Source organism: Klebsiella sp. MISC125 (assembly GCF_051131775.1).
In the GTDB taxonomy this organism is placed as follows: domain Bacteria; phylum Pseudomonadota; class Gammaproteobacteria; order Enterobacterales; family Enterobacteriaceae; genus Klebsiella.
The window spans coordinates 3,704,840-3,724,347 of record NZ_CP180448.1 but is presented as its reverse complement, the minus strand read 5'-3'; the positions used below and the strand labels follow the sequence as shown (position 1 = coordinate 3,724,347).

Sequence of the window (19,508 nt, the reverse complement as noted above, 5' to 3'; positions counted from 1 at the left end):
AATCTTAAATGGGATAACTTCTATGAAAGTAAATCATACTACTGCATGTGGGACCCAGCCTTTTGATAAAACCTATAGCCTGGGCTATCAAGTTCATCATGAAGACTGGTCTCCATACCCCCGCGTCAATCGCCTGCGGCAGGCGTTTCTCGACATGCCTTATGATATTGATGTTGAACGCTTAAGACTGGTAACTGAAGCATATCAGAAGCATGAAGATGCACCGCGTAAGCTGAAGTGTGCCAGGGCGTTTGAAAACATCCTGCTGAATACCAGGTTATATATTTATGATGAAGATCTTATTCTTGGTGAAATAGCGGCCCCGGCCAAAGCATCACCGATATATCCTGAGTTCTCTGTCAACTGGATCATTAATGAGATCCTGCATTCTCCTTTTGAAGAGCGTGCCAACGATCAGTTCTATATTCGCAATGATGAGGAACGCAAGGAGATCGTTGAACTTTGCCGATATTGGGAAGGTAAAACCGTTGATGATTTGATCAACAGTCGGCTTGAAAAAGATCAGACTAAAGGGTCTGAAGTTGGCGAGAAGATATTCCAGACCAATCTTTATCATTATGCCGGAGCAGGGCATCTGGCGATTGATTACGCCCGTTTAATGGCTGTGGGTTATAACGGTCTGATCGACAATGCGCAAGCCGGATTGGAAAAGTTAAGCAAGCGTGATCCTGAATATGGCGACAAGCGTGACTTCTATACAGCGATGATTATCGAACTTGAAGCGGCTAAAAAATATATTGCGCGATATGCAAAATTGGCTAAAGAGTCTGCTGAAAAAGAAGAAAACCCGCAGAGAAAGCAAGAGCTCGAAACCATGGCATTAAATTGTCAGCAGATCGCCGGTGGTGTACCGCAGACATTCTGGCAAGCGCTGCAGTTGTTCAATTTCGCCACAACGCTAATCCAAATTGAAAGTAATGGGCACTCCATTTCCTATGGCCGCATGGATCAGTGGCTTTATCCGTGGTTCGCGGCGGACATGAAGAACAACACGATGACTAAAGAGTTCGCACTTGAGTTAATCGAAGTTCAGTACGTGAAGATGAACAACCCCACCAAGCTAAAAGACAAAGGCACCGTTGCAGTGCGTAACGGTCGTGGTTTTGGCGGTGAAAGCCTGACTCTTGGCGGCGTCGATCGTGAGGGGAATGATGCGACTAACGATCTGACGATGCTGATGCTGGAAGGTTCAGCCCATACGCGAATGATGAACCCGTGGGTTTGTGTTCGCATGCATGAAAATACGCCCTATGAATTAAAAATTAAGACCGTTGAGTGCATCCGCGCAGGTTACGGACATCCGAAGCTATTCAATGATGCACCTTCTATTAAGGGGATGCTGCGCAAGGGAATGACTCTTGAAGAGGCCAGAGATTACTGCGTTGTTGGCTGCGTCGAGCTGGATTTAGCGGGTAAAGAGTATGGCTGGCATGATGCGGCTTATGTGAATACGCCTAAAATGATGGAGATGGTGGTCAACGGTGGCCGCAGCCTTAGTACCGGAGAGCAACTGGGGCCTGATACCGGTAGCCTGGATACCTACAAGAGCTTTGATGAAGTTCTGGCAAGCGTCGATCAACAGTTTGAATACTGGACCGATCAAATGTGCAGCAGTTTGAATATTATCGACAATGCACATCGCGAGCTGAAACCTGTTCCCTACGTCTCCGCTTTCTATGAAGACTGTATGATTTCAGGTAAGGATCTGACTGAAGGCGGCGCGAAGTACAACGGTATTGCTCCGCAGGCGGCGGGTATGGCGACCTGTGCGGACAGTCTGGCCACCATTAAACAGCTGGTGTTCGACGAGAAGCGGTATAGCGGTGCTGAGATGCTGCAGGCAGTTAAGGATAACTGGGTCGGCCACGAAAAACTGTATGCATTGGTCAATAGTTCGAAGGTGCGTCACTACGGCAACGATGATGATTATGCGGATGATCTGTTCAAATTCATGTTTGAATGCTACTGCCGTCATATTAGCGGTAGAAAGACGCCGCGCGGGGGAGAATTCAGTCCAGGCGTTTATTCCGTGAATGCCAACGTCGGCATGGGTCTGAACACAAATGCTTCTATTGATGGACGTAAAAAATTTGAGCCTATCTCCGATAATATGGGGCCAGTTCACACTGACGGCGGCTCTCATGACATCTGCGGGCCAACGGCGTTAGTCAACTCATTAACCAAAGTTGACCATAGCCTGGCGACCAACGGTACTCTGATGAATCTTCGATTCCCACAAGAAGCGGTGGCTGGAGTCGAAGGGCGCGATAATCTGCTGAGTTTTATTGATGAGTATATTGCCAAGCAGGCGATGCACGTTCAGTTCAATATCATGAGCTCGGCAACCATGCGCGCCGCGCAGAAAAAGCCGGAGGATTATAAAGACATGCTGGTTCGCGTTGCAGGTTATAGCGCTTATTTTGTCGAACTCGGCAAACCGTTACAGAAAGATTTGATTCAGCGTACTGAACTTCATTTCTGATAATAACGTGCAGCATGTTGTGGGAAGGCTATTAACTTTTACCATCCCGGAGATATGGGATTTATATCTCCGGGACAACAAAAGAGAGGCCGACCCACACCCTGATTTCTCTGGTTGGGTAGAAAAAAGCCAGAGATAATGCGAATGTCTTTATATCCAGGGCGGATATTATGAGTTTCAATACTGATTTTATACTTGTCGGCCTGATGCAAATTGTCGGTTTTTTTGTTCAGGGATGTACCGGATTTGGCTGTACCGTTATCGCGGCATCAGTGACTAACGGTTTACTAGGAACGTCGGTAGGGGTACCTTATGGTACGTTGATTACCTTACCTTTTTTATATTTTCTGGCGGTCAGAACCTGGCGCGATGTTTCCTGGAAAGATTTAGGAAAAATAGTCGCCCTGTGCGTTCCGGGAATATTAGTCGGTAACTATTTATTTTATACAATTAGTCCCAATGTAGCGAAAATCTGTATTGGCGCAATGGTCACGATTATTGCAGTAATGAACATTTACAAGCATATCGTCAATCCATTGATCTTTAAAAAAGCAGAAGCTATTAATGTGCCAGATACGACAGCGAAAAAATGCTTTCGTTATGGTTGTCTTATTTTAGGTGGTGTTGTGCACGGTGCGTTCACTATCGGTGGGCCGCTGATCACCGTTTACACGATTGAAGCGGTGAAGGAGAAAGAAAAATTTCGTAATACCATGAATATGGTATGGGTGGTATTTAACACCTGGAACGCATTTAACCAGTATCGTAATGGCGCATGGACGGAACATCTTGGGGGCGCTCTGACTATCGGTTTCCCGATGGCGGCGATCGGCTTCTTTCTGGGAATGGCCTTCCTGCAGCGTATTAATAAGGAGACGTTCCTGCGCATCGTGTATTGCGTGCTGTTATTTGTCGGCGGCAACATGCTGTTTACCAGCCTGATGGCTCTTGCGTAAAATGAGGTCGTTATGGGATCGGGAGGATATTAAAACCTCCGATCCCATTTTAACGCCTGCTTATGTGAGTAAGGGGTTAAATCCTTCCCGGCGGAGCATTTGACATAAGGCGATTAACGGTAGGCCGACCAGTGCATTTGGGTCGCGGCCTTCAAGACGTTCAAAAAGCGTGATACCTAATCCTTCGCTTTTGAAACTTCCAGCGCATTGCAGTGGGTTTTCTTTGCGCACATAGCTGTCAATTTCCTGGTCGCTTAAACGGCGGAAATGAACGTCAAAGGGTTCGCATTCGGTCTGTAAATGACCATTAGCTGAATTGTACAGCGCCAGACCGGTGTAGAAGGTCACGATGGTGCCGCTGGCTTTCTTTAACTGGCGATGGGCGTTTTCTTCGGTATGTGGTTTGCCAGTGATTTCACCATCCAGGACGCAAACCTGATCAGAACCTATAATAAGGTGGTGTGGAAAGCGTTCGGCGAGGGCTTGCGCCTTTGCTTGTGCCAGACGCATCACCAGCTGGCGTGCCGATTCACCCGGCAGCGGCGTTTCATCAACGTCTGGAGCTGCGCATTCAAAAGGCACTGAAAGCTTCTCCAGCAGCATTCGCCGCCATGGAGAGGTTGACGCCAGGATCAGTTCAGACATATTTTTTCATCCACATGTAGCGCTTCGCAGAGCATCATTTTAAACTATGCGCCGCAATGTGTGCGAATAATTGGCAAAAGGCAACCTGAGGCTGCCTTTTTCTTTGACTCTATGACATTACAAAGTTAATATGCGCGCCCTATGCAAAAGGTAAAATTACCCCTGACTCTCGATCCGGTTCGCACGGCTCAAAAACGCTTAGATTACCAAGGTATCTATACCCGTGATCAAGTTGTGCGTGTCGCCGATTCTGTTGTCAGCGTGGACAGCGATGTGGAATGCAGCATATCGTTCGCTATTGATAATCAGCGCCTTGCCGTGATAAACGGCGATGCAACGGTGTCGGTAACCCTCGAATGCCAGCGTTGCGGGAAACCGTTCCCTTATCATGTCCACACAACGTATTGTTTCAGCCCCGTCAGAAATGACGAACAGGCGGAAGCACTGCCGGAAGCGTATGAGCCGATTGAGGTTAACGAATTCGGTGAAATCGATCTGCAGGCGCTCGTTGAAGATGAAATTATCCTCTTCTTGCCTGTAGTTCCGGTGCATGATTCTGAACACTGTGAAGTGTCCGACGCGGACATGGTTTTTGGCGAACTGCCTGAAGAGGCACAAAAACCAAACCCATTTGCCGTATTAGCCAGCTTAAAGCATAAGTAATTGAGGAGTAAGGTCCATGGCCGTACAACAGAATAAACCAACCCGTTCCAAACGTGGCATGCGTCGTTCCCATGACGCTCTGACCGCAGTCACCAGCCTGTCTGTAGACAAAACTTCTGGTGAGAAACACCTGCGTCACCACATCACTGCCGACGGTTTCTACCGCGGTCGCAAGGTAATCGCTAAGTAATCACGCATTACTCCATGGATTTCGCGTTGCAAGAAGACGCAAGCGAGAGAAGCACCCGGAGCATAGCTCACTATGTGACTGGTGTGAACGAGCGCAGTCAACGCACTTGCAGCGTGAAAGACGAAGAGTAAAAGCGTGATGAAGCTTAGTGAGGATTTCCCCGGGTAACTGGGGAATAACCAAACCGAGCAGCGACGATATCTTGACACATCTAACCCTGGCGTTAGATGTCATGGGGGGAGATTTCGGACCCTCCGTGACGGTGCCTGCAGCATTGCAGGCACTGAACTCTAATTCACAACTCACACTTCTTTTAGTCGGCGATCCCGACACTATCACGCCATTACTAGCCAAAGCTGATTTTGAACAACGTTCACGTCTGCAGGTGATTCCTGCGCAGTCAGTTATTGCCAGTGATGCGCGACCCGCACAAGCGATCCGCGCCAGTCGCGGTAGCTCAATGCGCGTGGCGCTGGAGTTAGTGAAAGAAGGGCGGGCGCAGGCCTGCGTTAGCGCGGGCAATACCGGGGCGCTGATGGGGCTGGCGAAACTGTTGCTCAAACCCATCGAAGGGATTGAGCGTCCTGCGTTGGTAACGATGTTGCCGCATCAGCAGAAGGGCAAAACGGTGGTGCTGGATTTAGGCGCTAACGTAGATTGCGATAGTACGATGCTGGTGCAGTTTGCGGTGATGGGGGCAGTTTTAGCCGAAGAGGTCATCGGTATTCAAAATCCCCGAGTTGCATTACTGAACATTGGCGAAGAAGAGATGAAAGGTCTCAGCAGTATTCGCGATGCGGCGGCGGTTTTGAAAACCTTGCCAACCCTCAACTATATTGGCTATCTGGAAGCCAACGAATTGTTGACGGGTAAGACGGATGTTTTGGTTTGTGATGGATTCACGGGCAACGTCACATTAAAAACGATGGAAGGTGTTGTCAGAATGTTCCTTTCACTGTTGAAATCACAGGGAGAGGGGAAAAAAAGGTCGTGGTGGCTGCTTTTATTAAAGCGTTGGTTACAAAAAAGCCTGTCGAGGCGATTCAGTCACCTCAACCCCGACCAGTATAATGGCGCCTGTCTGTTAGGATTGCGCGGTTCCGTGATTAAAAGTCACGGTGCTGCCAATCAGCGCGCCTTTAGCGTAGCGATAGAGCAGGCAGTGCAGGCGGTGCAGCGGCAGATCCCTCAGCGGATTGCCGCTCGCCTGGAATCTTTATACCCTACAGGTTTCGAACTGCCTGAGGGCGGCAGAAGCGGGAGTTCCGGTTCTCAGACTGGGATAACTGGTAACGACTGACGCCCGGTAGTTTGAGTAACCCAGGTATATTACCCAAGAGTGACTGAGCGTACATGTATACGAAGATTGTTGGTACCGGCAGTTATCTGCCTGAGCACGTGCGTACGAACGCTGAATTAGAAAACATGGTAGATACGTCTGACGAGTGGATTGTCACTCGAACAGGTATCCGTGAGCGTCGTATTGCCGCACCGAATGAAACAGTTGCTACGATGGGCTTTGCAGCCGCTAAGAATGCACTGGACATGGCGGGCGTTAAGCCGGAACAAATTGGTCTGATTATTGTTGCGACCACCTCCGGTACCCATGCATTTCCAAGTTCTGCTTGCCAGGTTCAATCAATGCTGGGCATTAAAGGTTGTCCGGCGTTTGACGTTGCTGCTGCATGTGCGGGTTTCACCTACGCGCTGAGCGTCGCCGATCAATACGTTAAAAACGGTGCGGTTGATTACGCGCTGGTCATTGGTGCTGATGTGCTGGCGCGAACCTGCGATCCGACCGATCGTGGAACCATCATCATCTTTGGCGATGGCGCTGGTGCGGTTGTGCTGGGCGCTTCTGAAGAACCGGGTATTATCTCTACGCATCTGCATGCGGATGGTAGCTACGGTGAACTGCTGACGCTGCCGAACGCCGATCGCGTTGATCCTGACAACTCAATTTATCTGACGATGGCGGGCAACGAAGTCTTTAAAGTTGCCGTGACCGAACTGGCGCATATCGTTGATGAGACCCTGGCGGCAAATAACCTCGAGCGTTCTGCGCTGGATTGGCTGGTGCCGCATCAGGCCAACCTGCGTATTATCAGCGCCACGGCGAAAAAGCTGGGGATGTCGATGGATAACGTGGTGGTTACTCTCGACAGACATGGTAATACTTCAGCAGCCTCTGTTCCTTGCGCGCTGGATGAGGCCGTTCGTGATGGCCGTATCCAGCGTGGTCAGCTCATTCTGCTGGAAGCCTTTGGTGGTGGTTTCACCTGGGGTTCCGCGCTGGTTCGTTTTTAGTATAAGGATTTAAACATGACGCAATTTGCTTTTGTGTTCCCGGGACAGGGCTCTCAGACCGTCGGGATGCTGTCCGATATGGCAGCCGCTTACCCGGTAGTCGAAGAGACATTCCGTGAAGCCTCTGCGGCGTTGGGTTACGATCTGTGGGCGCTTGTACAGCAAGGCCCAGCGGAAGAACTGAACAAAACCTGGCAGACACAACCGGCGCTGCTGACAGCATCCGTCGCGTTGTATCGTGTCTGGCAGCAGCAGGGCGGTCAAGCACCGGCGCTGTTGGCGGGTCATAGCCTGGGTGAGTATTCTGCACTGGTCTGTGCGGGCGTTATCGATTTTGCTGATGCGGTGCGTCTGGTTGAGATGCGCGGCAAATTCATGCAGGAAGCCGTACCAGAAGGTACCGGCGCAATGTCAGCTATCATTGGTCTTGACGATGCATCAATTGCGAAAGCCTGCGAAGAGTCTGCTGAAGGTCAGGTGGTTTCTCCGGTAAACTTTAATTCACCGGGACAGGTTGTTATTGCCGGTAACAAAGAAGCCGTAGAGCGCGCTGGCGCAGCATGTAAAGCTGCGGGCGCTAAACGTGCGTTGCCGCTGCCGGTCAGCGTGCCGTCTCACTGTGCATTGATGAAGCCTGCTGCTGAAAAATTGGCCGTTGAATTACAAAAAATCACCTTTAACACGCCGACTGTTCAGGTTGTGAACAATGTTGACGTGAAGTGTGAAACGACACCTGATGCTATCCGTGATGCATTGATCCGCCAGCTGTATAGTCCGGTTCAGTGGACCAAAACCGTTGAGTTTATGGCGTCACAGGGCGTTGAGCATCTGTATGAAGTGGGGCCGGGTAAAGTCCTCACCGGCCTGACTAAACGTATTGTTGACACCCTGACCGCCTCCGCGCTTAACGAGCCGGCGGCCATGTCTGCGGCGCTTGAGCAATAAAAGAGGAAAACCATGAGTTTTGAAGGAAAAATCGCGCTGGTTACCGGTGCAAGTCGCGGGATTGGCCGCGCAATTGCTGAAACGCTCGTTGCCCGTGGCGCGAAAGTTATCGGTACTGCAACCAGCGAAAGCGGTGCGCAGGCGATCAGCGATTATTTAGGTGCCAATGGCAAAGGTCTGCTGTTGAATGTGACCGATCCGGCATCTATCGAATCTGTTCTGGGAAATATTCGCGCAGAATTTGGTGAAGTTGATATCCTGGTGAACAATGCCGGGATTACTCGTGATAACCTGTTAATGCGCATGAAAGATGATGAGTGGAACGATATTATCGAAACCAACCTGTCATCTGTTTTCCGTCTGTCAAAAGCGGTAATGCGCGCTATGATGAAAAAGCGTCATGGACGTATTATCACTATCGGTTCTGTGGTTGGTACCATGGGAAATGCAGGTCAGGCCAACTACGCTGCGGCGAAAGCGGGTCTGATTGGCTTCAGTAAATCACTGGCTCGCGAAGTTGCGTCACGCGGTATTACTGTAAACGTTGTTGCTCCGGGCTTTATTGAAACGGACATGACACGTGCGCTGACCGATGAGCAGCGTGCGGGTACTCTGGCAGCAGTTCCTGCGGGGCGCCTCGGCTCTCCAAATGAAATCGCCAGTGCGGTTGCATTTTTAGCTTCTGACGAAGCGAGTTACATCACCGGTGAAACTTTGCACGTCAACGGCGGGATGTATATGGTCTGACCGAGATTTGTGCAAAACGCTCAGGAACCGCGCAGTCCGTGCGATTCACAGTAATGTTTTGTGCAAAATGATTTGCGTTATGAGGGGAAAAAGCCGCAAAATAGCGTAAAATCGTGGTAAGACCTGCCGGGATTTAGTTGCAAATTTTTCAACATTTTATACACTACGAAAACCATCGCGAAAGCGAGTTTTGATAGGAAATTTAAGAGTATGAGCACTATCGAAGAACGCGTTAAGAAAATTATCGGCGAACAGCTGGGCGTTAAGCAGGAAGAAGTTACCAACAATGCTTCCTTCGTTGAAGACCTGGGCGCTGATTCTCTTGACACCGTTGAGCTGGTAATGGCTCTGGAAGAAGAGTTTGATACTGAGATTCCGGACGAAGAAGCTGAGAAAATCACTACTGTTCAGGCTGCCATTGATTACATCAACGGTCACCAGGCGTAAGTGAACATCTCCAGGCGGTCATTCGACCGCCTGAGTTTTATCTACATTTTGTCCCACAAGAATCTATTTTCCCTCCCTGGAGGACAACCGTGTCTAAGCGTCGTGTAGTTGTGACCGGACTGGGCATGTTGTCTCCTGTCGGCAATACCGTAGAGTCTACCTGGAAAGCTCTCCTTGCCGGTCAGAGTGGCATCAGCCTGATCGACCATTTCGATACTAGCGCCTATGCAACGAAATTTGCTGGCTTAGTAAAGGATTTTAACTGTGATGATTTCATCTCGCGCAAAGAACAGCGCAAGATGGACGCATTCATTCAATATGGAATTGTCGCTGGCATTCAGGCCATGCAGGATTCTGGCCTTGAAGTGACGGAAGAGAATGCTACCCGCATCGGTGCCGCTATTGGTTCCGGTATTGGCGGCCTCGGTTTGATCGAAGAAAACCACAGTTCGCTGGTAAAAGGCGGACCGCGTAAGATCAGCCCATTCTTTGTTCCTTCCACAATTGTTAACATGGTGGCCGGACATTTGACCATCATGTTTGGTCTGCGTGGACCGAGTATTTCCATCGCGACCGCTTGCACTTCGGGCGTACACAACATTGGTCAAGCCGCGCGCATTATCGCCTACGGCGATGCTGACGCAATGGTTGCCGGTGGTGCAGAAAAAGCCAGTACTCCACTGGGCGTTGGTGGGTTTGGTGCAGCACGTGCGCTCTCCACTCGTAATGACAGCCCTCAGGCGGCAAGCCGTCCGTGGGACAAAGAGCGTGATGGTTTTGTGCTAGGTGATGGCGCGGGAATGGTCGTGCTGGAAGAGTACGAACATGCCAAAAAACGCGGTGCGAAAATCTACGCTGAAATCGTCGGCTTTGGTATGAGCAGCGATGCCTACCATATGACTTCGCCGCCGGAAGATGGCGCTGGAGCGGCACTGGCGATGGTTAACGCTATCCGTGATGCGGGTATCGATGCAGGCCAGATTGGCTACGTCAACGCGCACGGTACCTCAACGCCTGCTGGCGATAAAGCAGAAGCGCAGGCCGTTAAGTCTGTCTTCGGTGATGCCGCCGGCCGCGTAATGGTCAGTTCGACTAAATCAATGACCGGCCACTTGCTCGGTGCCGCGGGTGCAGTAGAGTCTATCTACTCTATCCTGGCGCTGCGCGATCAAGCTGTTCCGCCGACTATCAATCTGGATAACCCGGATGATGGTTGCGACCTCGACTTCGTCCCGCACGAAGCACGCCAGGTTAGCGGTATGGAGTATACCTTGTGTAACTCCTTCGGCTTCGGTGGTACAAATGGTTCGCTGATCTTTAAAAAGGTCTGATGCGCGCCTGGCGCAACATTAGTTATGCCGTTAATGCCCATCAAAAATTGGCCCGCTTGTCGGGCCTTTTTTATTCGGCTTTCTCCGCTTGTACCGTATCTTTCCTCCTGCGACACTGACCGACCAGCGATAAGGAGTCCTTTATGTTTTTGATAAATGGCACTGAAAGTGAAACGCTTGCGGTGAACGATCGCGGCGTGCAGTTCGGTGATGGTTGTTTTACGACAGCTCGAATAATTGGGGGCCGTGTACAATTTCTGCCTGCTCATCTGGCGCGCCTGCAAACCACCTGTGAAAGACTCTTTATTACCTTTAGCGACTGGAAAGTATTAGCCGAGGAGATGCAGCGTCTGGCGCAGCCATGTCAGGAGGGGGTTCTGAAGGTGATGATCACTCGTGGCGCCGGCGGCCGTGGATACAGCACTGTGGGCTGCACAAACCCTACCCGAATTCTTAGCGTGTCGCCATATCCTGCCCATTATGCCCGCTGGCGAGAAGAAGGGGTTTCTGTGTCGCTAAGTCCCATGCCGCTGGGACGTAATCCTTCTCTTGCCGGACTAAAACACCTTAACCGCCTGGAGCAGGTACTGATCCGCTCTCATCTTGAGCAGACGGACGCTGATGAAGCACTGGTTCTTGACAGTGAAGGGTGGCTTACGGAATGCTGTGCCGCGAACGTATTCTGGCGTAAAGGATTTGATGTTTTTACCCCGCGCCTCGATCAGGCGGGAGTAAACGGTATTATGCGCCAGCACATTCTCGCAACGCTGGCACCATCGCCGTTTCGCGTTGTCGAAGTGACTACGCGCCCCGATGCGCTACGCGAAGCCGACGAAGTGCTTATCTGTAACGCATTAATGCCGCTGGTGCCGGTTCGCCGTTGGGACGACACATGTTGGTCCGCGCGCGAGCTTTACCATTTTTTAGCCCCATTGTGTGAGCTGTCTGATTAGTCATGAAGAAAATGTTACGTTTCATCCTGTTGCTGGTAGTGGTGCTGGGCATTGCTGCGGGCGTCGGCATGTGGAAAGTTCGCCAATTGGCGGATAGCAAGTTACTCATTAAAGAAGAGACCATCTTTACTCTTGAAACGGGCACCGGGCGCATCGCGTTGGGCCAACAGCTTTACGGCGATAAAGTCATTAACCGGCCACGGGTGTTCCAGTGGTTGCTACGTATTGAACCTGAGCTCTCCCACTTTAAAGCTGGGACATATCGTTTCACGCCTGACATGACGGTACGTGAGATGCTGCAACTGTTGGCCAGTGGGAAAGAAGCCCAGTTTCCGCTGCGCTTTGTCGAAGGTATGCGGGTAAGCGACTATCTGCGACAGCTTCGCGATGCGCCTTATGTGAAACATACGCTGGCGGATGACAGCTATGAAACCGTCGCGAAGGCCCTTGATCTGGAGCATGCGGACTGGGTGGAGGGTTGGTTCTGGCCGGATACCTGGATGTATACCGCCAATACCAGCGATGTGGCGATCCTTAAGCGAGCGCATCAGAAAATGGTTGCTGCTGTTGAGAAAGCCTGGGAAGGGCGGATGGATAATCTGCCGTATAAAGATCAGAACCAATTGCTGACAATGGCCTCCATTATTGAAAAAGAGACGGCGGTGTCTGAAGAGCGCGATCGCGTGGCATCGGTCTTTATCAATCGCTTGCGTATTGGCATGCGTCTGCAAACCGATCCGACCGTGATTTATGGGATGGGTGAGAGTTATAATGGCAAGTTAACGCGTAAAGACCTGGAAACCCCAACGGCTTACAATACTTATGTCATTAACGGCATGCCGCCAGGGCCTATCGCCGCACCGGGAGAGGCTTCTCTGAATGCCGCTGCCCATCCGGCAAAAACGCCGTATCTCTATTTTGTCGCCGACGGAAAAGGGGGTCATACGTTCAATACCAATCTGACCAGCCACAACCGTTCGGTGCAGGATTATCTGAAAGTACTTAAGGAAAAAAATGCGCAGTAACTATATCGTCATCGAGGGCCTGGAAGGCGCAGGGAAGACCACCGCACGTAATCTGGTGGTAGAGACGCTAAAACAGCTGGGCGTTAGCGATATGGTGTTCACCCGCGAGCCGGGCGGCACCATTCTTGCCGAGAAGTTGCGCAGCCTGGTTCTGGATATTCAGTCAACCGGCGATGAAGTTATCAATGACAAAGCTGAAGTGCTGATGTTTTATGCGGCTCGCGTGCAGTTGGTTGAAACAGTGATTAAACCGGCGCTGGCTCGCGGTCAGTGGGTGATCGGCGATCGTCATGATCTCTCTACTCAGGCCTATCAGGGCGGTGGTCGTGGTATCGATCAAACCATGCTGGCAACCCTGCGTGATGCGGTGCTGGGCGATTTTCGTCCCAACTTGACCCTTTATCTTGATGTGACGCCTGCGGTGGGACTTAAGCGCGCTCGCGCTCGTGGCGATCTTGATCGTATCGAACAGGAATCCCTGGATTTCTTCAACCGTACCCGCGCACGCTACCTTGAGCTGGCCGCACTTGACCCCAGCATTCGCACCGTGGACGCCACGCAGCCGCTGGAAGCTGTGGAACGTGATATTCGTGCGGTAGTGAGCCAATGGGTGGCGGAGCTGCGCGCATGAAATGGTATCCGTGGTTACGCCCGTCTTTCGAACAGCTAGTTTCCAGCTACCAGGCAGGACGGGGTCACCATGCGCTACTGGTCCAGGCATTGCCGGGCATGGGGAGCGATGCGTTGATTTATGCGCTGTGTCGCTTCCTGATGTGCCGGCAACCGGAAGGGCATAAAAGCTGTGGCCATTGCCGCAGCTGTCAGTTGATGCAGGCGGGCACTCATCCTGATTATTATGCGTTGACTCCTGAAAAGGGGAAGAGTTCGCTCGGTATTGATGCCGTGCGCGACGTCAACGAAAAGCTCTATGAACACGCCCGGCTGGGCGGCGCTAAGGTGATATGGATCGGTGATGCCGCCATGCTAACTGACGCGGCGGCCAACGCGTTGCTGAAAACGCTGGAGGAACCGCCGGAGAATACCTGGTTCTTCCTCGCTTGCCAGGAACCCGCGCGTTTGCTGGCGACGTTGCGCAGTCGATGCCGTTTACATCACCTCACACCGCCTCCGGAATCGTACGCGCTGGCGTGGTTAGAGCGTGAAGTGACAATGTCACAAGATGCATTGCTTGCTGCTCTGCGTCTTAGCGCGAATGCGCCAGCGGCAGCTCTGGAGCTGCTCCAGGATGCGCACTGGACTGCGCGTCAACAGCTTTGTCAGGCGCTGGCAAACGTTTTAACTCAGGGTGACTGGCTGACGCTGCTACCCATTTTAAATCACGAACAGGCCGCAGTTCGCCTGCATTGGCTGGCATCGCTGCTGGTTGATGCGCAAAAAAGACAGCAGGGGATTACGCTTGTCAGTAACCCGGACGTCTGGACGCTGGTGAATCAACTGGCCCAGGCGCTCCCTGCCGCACGTTTACAAGTGATAGCGCGCGACGTGAGCTTCTGCCGCGAGCAGCTATTAAACGTTGTTGGTGTTAACCGCGAACTACTGCTAACCGAGCGCCTTCTGCGCTGGGAACATTACCTGCAACCCGGGGCGGTACTTCCCGTATCCCATCTCTGAGAGAGATATCATGTTTTTAGTCGACTCCCATTGCCACCTTGATGGCCTGGATTATCAAACGCTGCATAAAAATGTGGACGATGTGCTGGCAAAAGCCGCCGCGCGCGATGTGAAGTTTTGCCTTGCGGTTGCCACGACGCTACCAGGGTATCGCAGTATGCGCGAGCTGGTGGGACAGAGTGGCAGCGTTGCTTTCTCCTGTGGCGTGCATCCGTTAAATCAGGATGAAGAGTACGACGTCGAGGAGCTGCGCAAACTTGCGGCGGAAGAGGGGGTAGTGGCGATGGGTGAAACCGGGCTGGATTATTTCTACACGCCAGAAACCAAAACACGTCAACAGACGTCGTTCCGCGATCATATTCGTATCGGTCGGGAACTTAACAAGCCGGTTATTGTGCATACTCGTGATGCCCGCGCCGATACGCTGGCAATTTTACGCGAAGAAAAAGTGACGGATTGCGGTGGCGTACTACACTGTTTCACTGAGGATAGAGAGACAGCGGGTAAGCTGCTGGACATGGGGTTCTATATCTCGTTTTCCGGTATTGTGACGTTCCGCAATGCAGAACAGCTTCGTGACGCGGCGCGCTACGTGCCTCTTGACCGCCTGCTGGTGGAGACCGATTCGCCGTATCTGGCGCCGGTACCGCACCGTGGTAAAGAGAACCAACCGGCGATGGTTCGTGACGTTGCTGAGTACATGGCGGTTCTGAAAGGTGTCTCGCTGGATACGCTGGCGCAACGGACCACGGAAAACTTTGCAACGCTTTTTCATATTGACCCCGCCCGGCTACAACCTGCCTGATCTTCCTTATTATTTTAAGGCTCGTAATTAATACTCAAAGCGAGTAAAGTTCACCGCCACAAATGGGGCGGTGAAGCTTTTTTGGCAACATTCAGACACGTGTTATGTAAAACAGTGTAAGTTTTTACCTGAAGGCTGATTGAAACGTGATAGCCGTCAAACAATCATTCCGCTAATTATTTTACTCTGTGTAATAAATAAAGGGCGCTTAGACGTCCTGTCCACGGCGCGGTTCTCCCCCCGGGCCAATGCGTGAAAACGTAAAAAAAAGCACCAAATACTCAGGAGCACTCTCAATTATGTTTAAGAATGCATTTGCTAACCTGCAGAAGGTCGGTAAATCGCTGATGCTACCGGTATCCGTACTGCCTATCGCAGGTATCCTGCTGGGCGTCGGTTCCGCAAACTTCAGCTGGCTGCCAGAAGTCGTTTCACATGTTATGGCAGAAGCGGGCGGTTCGGTCTTCGCCAATATGCCGCTGATTTTCGCTATCGGTGTTGCGTTAGGCTTCACCAATAACGATGGCGTATCTGCGCTGGCATCGGTTGTCGCTTACGGCATCATGGTGAAAACCATGGCGGTGGTAGCGCCTCTGGTTCTGCATTTACCTGCTGAAGAGATTGCGGCTAAACACCTTGCAGATACCGGCGTACTGGGCGGTATTATTGCGGGCGCGATCGCGGCGTACATGTTTAATCGCTTCTACCGTATTAAGCTGCCTGAGTATCTGGGCTTCTTCGCCGGTAAACGTTTCGTGCCGATCATTTCTGGTCTGACCGCGATCTTTATGGGCATCGTGCTCTCCTTCATTTGGCCGCCGATCGGTACTGCTATCCAGACGTTCTCTCAGTGGGCTGCTTATCAGAACCCGGTTGTCGCGTTTGGTATCTACGGCTTTATCGAGCGCTGCCTGGTGCCGTTTGGTCTGCACCATATCTGGAACGTTCCTTTCCAGATGCAAATTGGTGAATACACCAATGCGGCAGGTCAGGTGTTCCACGGTGACATCCCTCGTTACATGGCTGGCGACCCGACTGCGGGCAAACTGTCCGGCGGCTTCCTGTTCAAAATGTACGGTCTGCCGGCTGCTGCCATCGCTATCTGGCACTCTGCTAAACCCGAAAACCGCGCGAAAGTGGGCGGTATCATGATCTCCGCAGCGTTGACCTCGTTCCTGACCGGTATCACCGAGCCGATCGAGTTCTCCTTCATGTTCGTTGCACCGATCCTGTACATCATCCACGCGATTCTGGCAGGCCTGGCATTCCCAATCTGTATCCTGCTGGGTATGCGTGACGGTACTTCGTTCTCTCACGGTCTGATCGACTTTATCGTTCTGTCCGGTAACAGCAGCAAACTGTGGCTGTTCCCGATAGTCGGTATTTGCTACGCGATTGTTTACTACGTGGTATTCCGCGTGTTGATCAAAGCGCTGGACCTGAAAACGCCGGGTCGTGAAGATTCAACTGAAGACAGCAAAGTTGGCGCGACCAGCGAAATGGCTCCGGCCCTGATTGCAGCCTTCGGCGGTAAAGAAAACATTACTAACCTCGACGCATGTATCACCCGTCTGCGCGTTAGCGTGGCGGATGTAGCGAAAGTTGATCAGGCTGGCCTGAAAAAACTGGGCGCTGCTGGCGTGGTTGTTGCAGGTTCAGGTGTTCAGGCAATCTTCGGTACCAAATCCGATAACCTGAAAACTGAAATGGATGAGTACATCCGTAGCAACTAAGTTGTGATGTGGGGAGACTAAGGCAGCCAAATGGCTGCCTTTTTTAATGGGTCTATACCCGTCATACTTCAAGTTGCTTATGTGTTGGCTACGCTCATTCCCCCCAGTCACATAGTTATCTATGCTCCTGGGAACTCACTCCCTTGCCGCCTTTAAGCAACTCGAATTATTTAGGGTATATAACATAAAAAAGGGAGCCGATTGGCTCCCGAAACATTGACCACCAATCAGAACTGATAGCTGGCGGTAATGCTGAAGTTGCGCGGTTCGCCGTACACAATCGAGCCGTCGATGTTGGTATCGTAGGTTTTGTCGAACAGGTTATTGACGTTGCCCTGTAAGGCAAAGTTTTTGCTGACCTGGTAACGGGTAAACAAATCCACCAGCGCGTAGCTGCCTTGTTCCGCACGGAAAGTACCGTAAGGGGTAGCGGTATCTTTATAAACACGGTTTTGCCAGTTAACGCCGCCGCCGACGGTCAGATCAGGCATCACTGGCAGGCGATAGCTGGTGAACAGCTTGACGCTGGTACGCGGCAGGTTAGGGTTCACCGCGTTGCCTTCATTATCCTCGGCAACAAAGCGAGTCGCGCCGAAGGTCATCTGCCAGTTATCGGTAAGCGCGCCGTTGATTTCGAACTCCACCCCTTTGCTTACGGTACCATTGACGGTTTTATAGGCTGCCTCGCCGTTGCTGCCAGGGATTTGCCCGCCGGTTGCCTGGCCGAGGTTATCCTGTTCGATGCGGAATATGGAGAGGGTGGTGGTCAGGCGGCTGTCCATCCAGTCGGACTTCAGGCCGACTTCATAGTTATTACCGGTAACCGGGGTCAGATATTTACCGGAACTATCACGCTTATTCTGCGGCTGGAAAACGGAGGTGTAGCTGGTGTAGGCCGACCAGTTATCGTTGATGTCGTAAACCAGACCGGCGTACGGCGTAGTATGGTTTTTCTCCATATTGTAGGTCAGCGTCTCGATACTCCAGTTGTTATAGCGAACGCCAAGGATCAAGTGTAGCGGGTCAAGCAGGGAGATACGAGTCGCAGCATATACCGATTTCATTCGCGTGGTATCGTCCTGCGCCAGGCTCTGCGGTCCCCAGTTGGTTTCCGGGAAGCTGGCACTATTAAAGTCATAGAAATTACCGATCTCATCCGGAAATACGTTTGCCCAGGAGCTGAAGTAGCGGTTATTTTGCTTGCTGTAGCTGCCGCCAATCATCAGGTTGTGCTGGCGACCAAACAGGTCGTAGCCGCCATCTGCAAACAAATCCACGGCGTCGACTTTACGCTTGCCGCTGTTCCAGCCGGTCCCGCCAACGTAGGTAAAGCTCGGACCGTAATTGCCATAAGGCCCCACCAGCATCCCGGTCTCTTTATTGACGTACGCATCAACGTACATCATTTTGCTGTCGAACTTGACCTCGGAGTGGGTCGCGTTCATCGTCGCCTGCCAGGTATCGGCAAAGCGCTGTTTCAGCGTGACGAAAACTTTGTTGATCTCTTTGTCGTTATAAGCCCAATCAGGGGCGGTGCTATGAGAACGGTCGTAGTGGTTTTTGCTGCCATCGGTATTCCAGCGCGGCAGACCACCCCATGTTGGGCTATTCACGTCGATACGCTGATATTCGTAGCCAGCGGATAAGCTGGTTGAGGTTCCGAGGTCAGCATCAAGAATGCCGGAGAAGAAGGTTTTTTCGCTGTTATAACGATCGAGCCACGAGTCGTTATTTTGATAGCCCGCGATAATACGCGCACGCACGTTGCCGTCTTCGGTCAGCGGGCTTTGCATATCAGCAACATAGCGCTGCTTGTTCCAGCTACCGTACTCCGCAGAGACATTGCCTTTAAACTCGCGGCTGGTGGCGTGTTTACGAATCATGTTGATTGACGCGGCCGGGTTGCCCGTACCTGTCAGCAGGCCATTGGCGCCACGCACGACTTCCACTCGCTCGAAGAGCGCCATATCGGTAAGGGCGTCACCCAGATTCCAGCGGGATTCAAACCAGGTCGGAATACCATCGACCATGTAGTTGTCAATTTGAAAGCCGCGAGAGTAGTAGCTGGTGCGATCTGAGTCTGCCTGGCTGCTGCTGATCCCGGTCGTGTGATCCATCACGTCGCCAAGGGTTTGCAACTGCTGATCCTGCATCCGTTGCTCGGTGATAATGCTGACCGATTGTGGGATATCGCGCTGTGCCATTTCCATCTTGGTCCCGGCAGAGGTGGTTTTGACGCTGTAATCCTGCTCTTGAGCACTGGAAGCGGTATCTGTGGAACCTTCTACAATGAGAGTTTCTTCGGACTTACTGGCAGCTTGGCCGAGGTCAGGAAAGAGCGCCAGCGCTATGCCCATAGCAAGCAGAGATGGCGCAATACGCCCATCCCGGGTGTTGGTGGAGAGAGACATCATAAACCCTTGATCATATGATAATTATTATTCGCCGAGGCTCTGTGACCGCGGTCGATCGAAAGCGCGCTGCATTCAATGTGAATACAAATGAGAAATATACGCATTAATATTTAATATGTAAACAGAGGTAAAATATGTGTGCTGAATGATTTTGGGTGGGCTAGTGAAAATGGCGAACATGCGAAATGATTAATCAGTCAGCAGCTAAGTCC

The 19,508-nt window shown here is 51.6% G+C and carries 18 protein-coding genes; 16 read left to right on the top strand and 2 right to left on the bottom strand.

What is annotated here, in order from left to right:
• Window positions 1–22: 22 nt before the first annotated feature.
• Together hpfG and ACMYSL_RS17670 are read left to right on the top strand one after the other, a co-directional pair.
• On the top strand, window positions 23–2,503 hold the full coding sequence (gene hpfG, locus ACMYSL_RS17675) for a (2S)-3-sulfopropanediol dehydratase (protein WP_434659224.1): 2,481 nt from the start codon (window positions 23–25) through the stop codon (window positions 2,501–2,503).
• 170 nt (window positions 2,504–2,673) lie between these two features.
• Window positions 2,674–3,459 (top strand): sulfite exporter TauE/SafE family protein, encoded by a 786-nt coding sequence (locus tag ACMYSL_RS17670; RefSeq protein WP_110277116.1) that lies wholly within the window; start codon window positions 2,674–2,676, stop codon window positions 3,457–3,459.
• A 60-nt stretch (window positions 3,460–3,519) separates the two neighbouring features.
• Here the strand turns inward: ACMYSL_RS17670 and ACMYSL_RS17665 are convergent, their stop codons facing one another.
• Window positions 3,520–4,104: a Maf family protein gene (locus ACMYSL_RS17665; RefSeq protein ID WP_182237874.1), complete on the bottom strand. Its 585-nt coding sequence runs from the start codon at window positions 4,102–4,104 to the stop codon at window positions 3,520–3,522.
• Between the two features lie 141 nt (window positions 4,105–4,245).
• On the opposite strand from ACMYSL_RS17665, the gene yceD reads away from it, so the two are divergent.
• From yceD to ptsG, 14 genes are all read left to right on the top strand, one after another.
• On the top strand, window positions 4,246–4,767 hold the full coding sequence (yceD, locus tag ACMYSL_RS17660; protein ID WP_181482689.1) for a 23S rRNA accumulation protein YceD: 522 nt from the start codon (window positions 4,246–4,248) through the stop codon (window positions 4,765–4,767).
• A gap of 16 nt (window positions 4,768–4,783) precedes the next feature.
• Complete coding sequence (gene rpmF, locus ACMYSL_RS17655; RefSeq protein WP_000290724.1) at window positions 4,784–4,957, top strand: 50S ribosomal protein L32; 174 nt, start codon at window positions 4,784–4,786, stop codon at window positions 4,955–4,957.
• Window positions 4,958–5,159: 202 nt separating this feature from the next.
• Window positions 5,160–6,257: a phosphate acyltransferase PlsX gene (gene plsX / locus ACMYSL_RS17650; protein WP_182237876.1), complete on the top strand. Its 1,098-nt coding sequence runs from the start codon at window positions 5,160–5,162 to the stop codon at window positions 6,255–6,257.
• A gap of 53 nt (window positions 6,258–6,310) precedes the next feature.
• Window positions 6,311–7,264 carry a beta-ketoacyl-ACP synthase III gene (locus ACMYSL_RS17645; protein ID WP_112216823.1) on the top strand — a complete coding sequence of 318 codons (954 nt, stop codon included), beginning with the start codon at window positions 6,311–6,313 and terminating at the stop codon, window positions 7,262–7,264.
• Window positions 7,265–7,279: 15 nt separating this feature from the next.
• Window positions 7,280–8,209, top strand: coding sequence for an ACP S-malonyltransferase (gene fabD / locus ACMYSL_RS17640; RefSeq protein ID WP_434659223.1), 930 nt, complete (start codon window positions 7,280–7,282; stop codon window positions 8,207–8,209).
• Between the two features lie 12 nt (window positions 8,210–8,221).
• On the top strand, window positions 8,222–8,956 hold the full coding sequence (fabG, locus tag ACMYSL_RS17635) for a 3-oxoacyl-ACP reductase FabG (protein WP_004131399.1): 735 nt from the start codon (window positions 8,222–8,224) through the stop codon (window positions 8,954–8,956).
• A 210-nt stretch (window positions 8,957–9,166) separates the two neighbouring features.
• Window positions 9,167–9,403 carry an acyl carrier protein gene (gene acpP / locus ACMYSL_RS17630; protein WP_000103754.1) on the top strand — a complete coding sequence of 79 codons (237 nt, stop codon included), beginning with the start codon at window positions 9,167–9,169 and terminating at the stop codon, window positions 9,401–9,403.
• 89 nt (window positions 9,404–9,492) lie between these two features.
• Window positions 9,493–10,734, top strand: a complete 1,242-nt coding sequence (fabF, locus tag ACMYSL_RS17625) for a beta-ketoacyl-ACP synthase II (protein ID WP_110277122.1) — start codon at window positions 9,493–9,495, stop codon at window positions 10,732–10,734.
• A 143-nt stretch (window positions 10,735–10,877) separates the two neighbouring features.
• The gene (pabC, locus tag ACMYSL_RS17620) at window positions 10,878–11,687 is read left to right on the top strand and encodes an aminodeoxychorismate lyase (RefSeq protein WP_434659222.1); all 810 of its coding nucleotides are present in this window, start codon (window positions 10,878–10,880) and stop codon (window positions 11,685–11,687) included.
• Window positions 11,688–11,689: 2 nt separating this feature from the next.
• Complete coding sequence (gene yceG / locus ACMYSL_RS17615; RefSeq protein ID WP_304258136.1) at window positions 11,690–12,712, top strand: cell division protein YceG; 1,023 nt, start codon at window positions 11,690–11,692, stop codon at window positions 12,710–12,712.
• Entirely contained in the window at window positions 12,702–13,343 is a 642-nt protein-coding gene (tmk, locus tag ACMYSL_RS17610) for a dTMP kinase (RefSeq protein ID WP_182237884.1), read from the top strand. Before yceG ends, tmk begins: the two co-directional genes overlap by 11 nt.
• Window positions 13,340–14,344, top strand: coding sequence for a DNA polymerase III subunit delta' (holB, locus tag ACMYSL_RS17605; RefSeq protein ID WP_434659221.1), 1,005 nt, complete (start codon window positions 13,340–13,342; stop codon window positions 14,342–14,344). The genes tmk and holB overlap by 4 nt, the downstream gene beginning before the upstream one ends.
• A gap of 10 nt (window positions 14,345–14,354) precedes the next feature.
• Window positions 14,355–15,149, top strand: a complete 795-nt coding sequence (locus tag ACMYSL_RS17600; protein WP_182237888.1) for a metal-dependent hydrolase — start codon at window positions 14,355–14,357, stop codon at window positions 15,147–15,149.
• 299 nt (window positions 15,150–15,448) lie between these two features.
• Complete coding sequence (gene ptsG, locus ACMYSL_RS17595) at window positions 15,449–16,882, top strand: PTS glucose transporter subunit IIBC (RefSeq protein ID WP_181482682.1); 1,434 nt, start codon at window positions 15,449–15,451, stop codon at window positions 16,880–16,882.
• 227 nt (window positions 16,883–17,109) lie between these two features.
• On the opposite strand, the gene fhuE is transcribed toward ptsG, so the two are convergent.
• The gene (fhuE, locus tag ACMYSL_RS17590; protein ID WP_434664134.1) at window positions 17,110–19,293 is read right to left on the bottom strand and encodes a ferric-rhodotorulic acid/ferric-coprogen receptor FhuE; all 2,184 of its coding nucleotides are present in this window, start codon (window positions 19,291–19,293) and stop codon (window positions 17,110–17,112) included.
• Between the last annotated feature and the right edge of the window lie 215 nt (window positions 19,294–19,508).

Coding starts and splice junctions, on each gene's coding strand:
- hpfG (WP_434659224.1), top strand. CDS start 23: ATGAAAGTAAATCATACTACTGCATGTGGGACCCAGCCTTTTGATAAA.
- ACMYSL_RS17670 (WP_110277116.1), top strand. CDS start 2,674: ATGAGTTTCAATACTGATTTTATACTTGTCGGCCTGATGCAAATTGTC.
- ACMYSL_RS17665 (WP_182237874.1), bottom strand. CDS start 4,104: ATGTCTGAACTGATCCTGGCGTCAACCTCTCCATGGCGGCGAATGCTG.
- yceD (WP_181482689.1), top strand. CDS start 4,246: ATGCAAAAGGTAAAATTACCCCTGACTCTCGATCCGGTTCGCACGGCT.
- rpmF (WP_000290724.1), top strand. CDS start 4,784: ATGGCCGTACAACAGAATAAACCAACCCGTTCCAAACGTGGCATGCGT.
- ACMYSL_RS17645 (WP_112216823.1), top strand. CDS start 6,311: ATGTATACGAAGATTGTTGGTACCGGCAGTTATCTGCCTGAGCACGTG.
- fabD (WP_434659223.1), top strand. CDS start 7,280: ATGACGCAATTTGCTTTTGTGTTCCCGGGACAGGGCTCTCAGACCGTC.
- fabG (WP_004131399.1), top strand. CDS start 8,222: ATGAGTTTTGAAGGAAAAATCGCGCTGGTTACCGGTGCAAGTCGCGGG.
- acpP (WP_000103754.1), top strand. CDS start 9,167: ATGAGCACTATCGAAGAACGCGTTAAGAAAATTATCGGCGAACAGCTG.
- pabC (WP_434659222.1), top strand. CDS start 10,878: ATGTTTTTGATAAATGGCACTGAAAGTGAAACGCTTGCGGTGAACGAT.
- yceG (WP_304258136.1), top strand. CDS start 11,690: ATGAAGAAAATGTTACGTTTCATCCTGTTGCTGGTAGTGGTGCTGGGC.
- tmk (WP_182237884.1), top strand. CDS start 12,702: ATGCGCAGTAACTATATCGTCATCGAGGGCCTGGAAGGCGCAGGGAAG.
- holB (WP_434659221.1), top strand. CDS start 13,340: ATGAAATGGTATCCGTGGTTACGCCCGTCTTTCGAACAGCTAGTTTCC.
- ACMYSL_RS17600 (WP_182237888.1), top strand. CDS start 14,355: ATGTTTTTAGTCGACTCCCATTGCCACCTTGATGGCCTGGATTATCAA.
- ptsG (WP_181482682.1), top strand. CDS start 15,449: ATGTTTAAGAATGCATTTGCTAACCTGCAGAAGGTCGGTAAATCGCTG.
- fhuE (WP_434664134.1), bottom strand. CDS start 19,293: ATGTCTCTCTCCACCAACACCCGGGATGGGCGTATTGCGCCATCTCTG.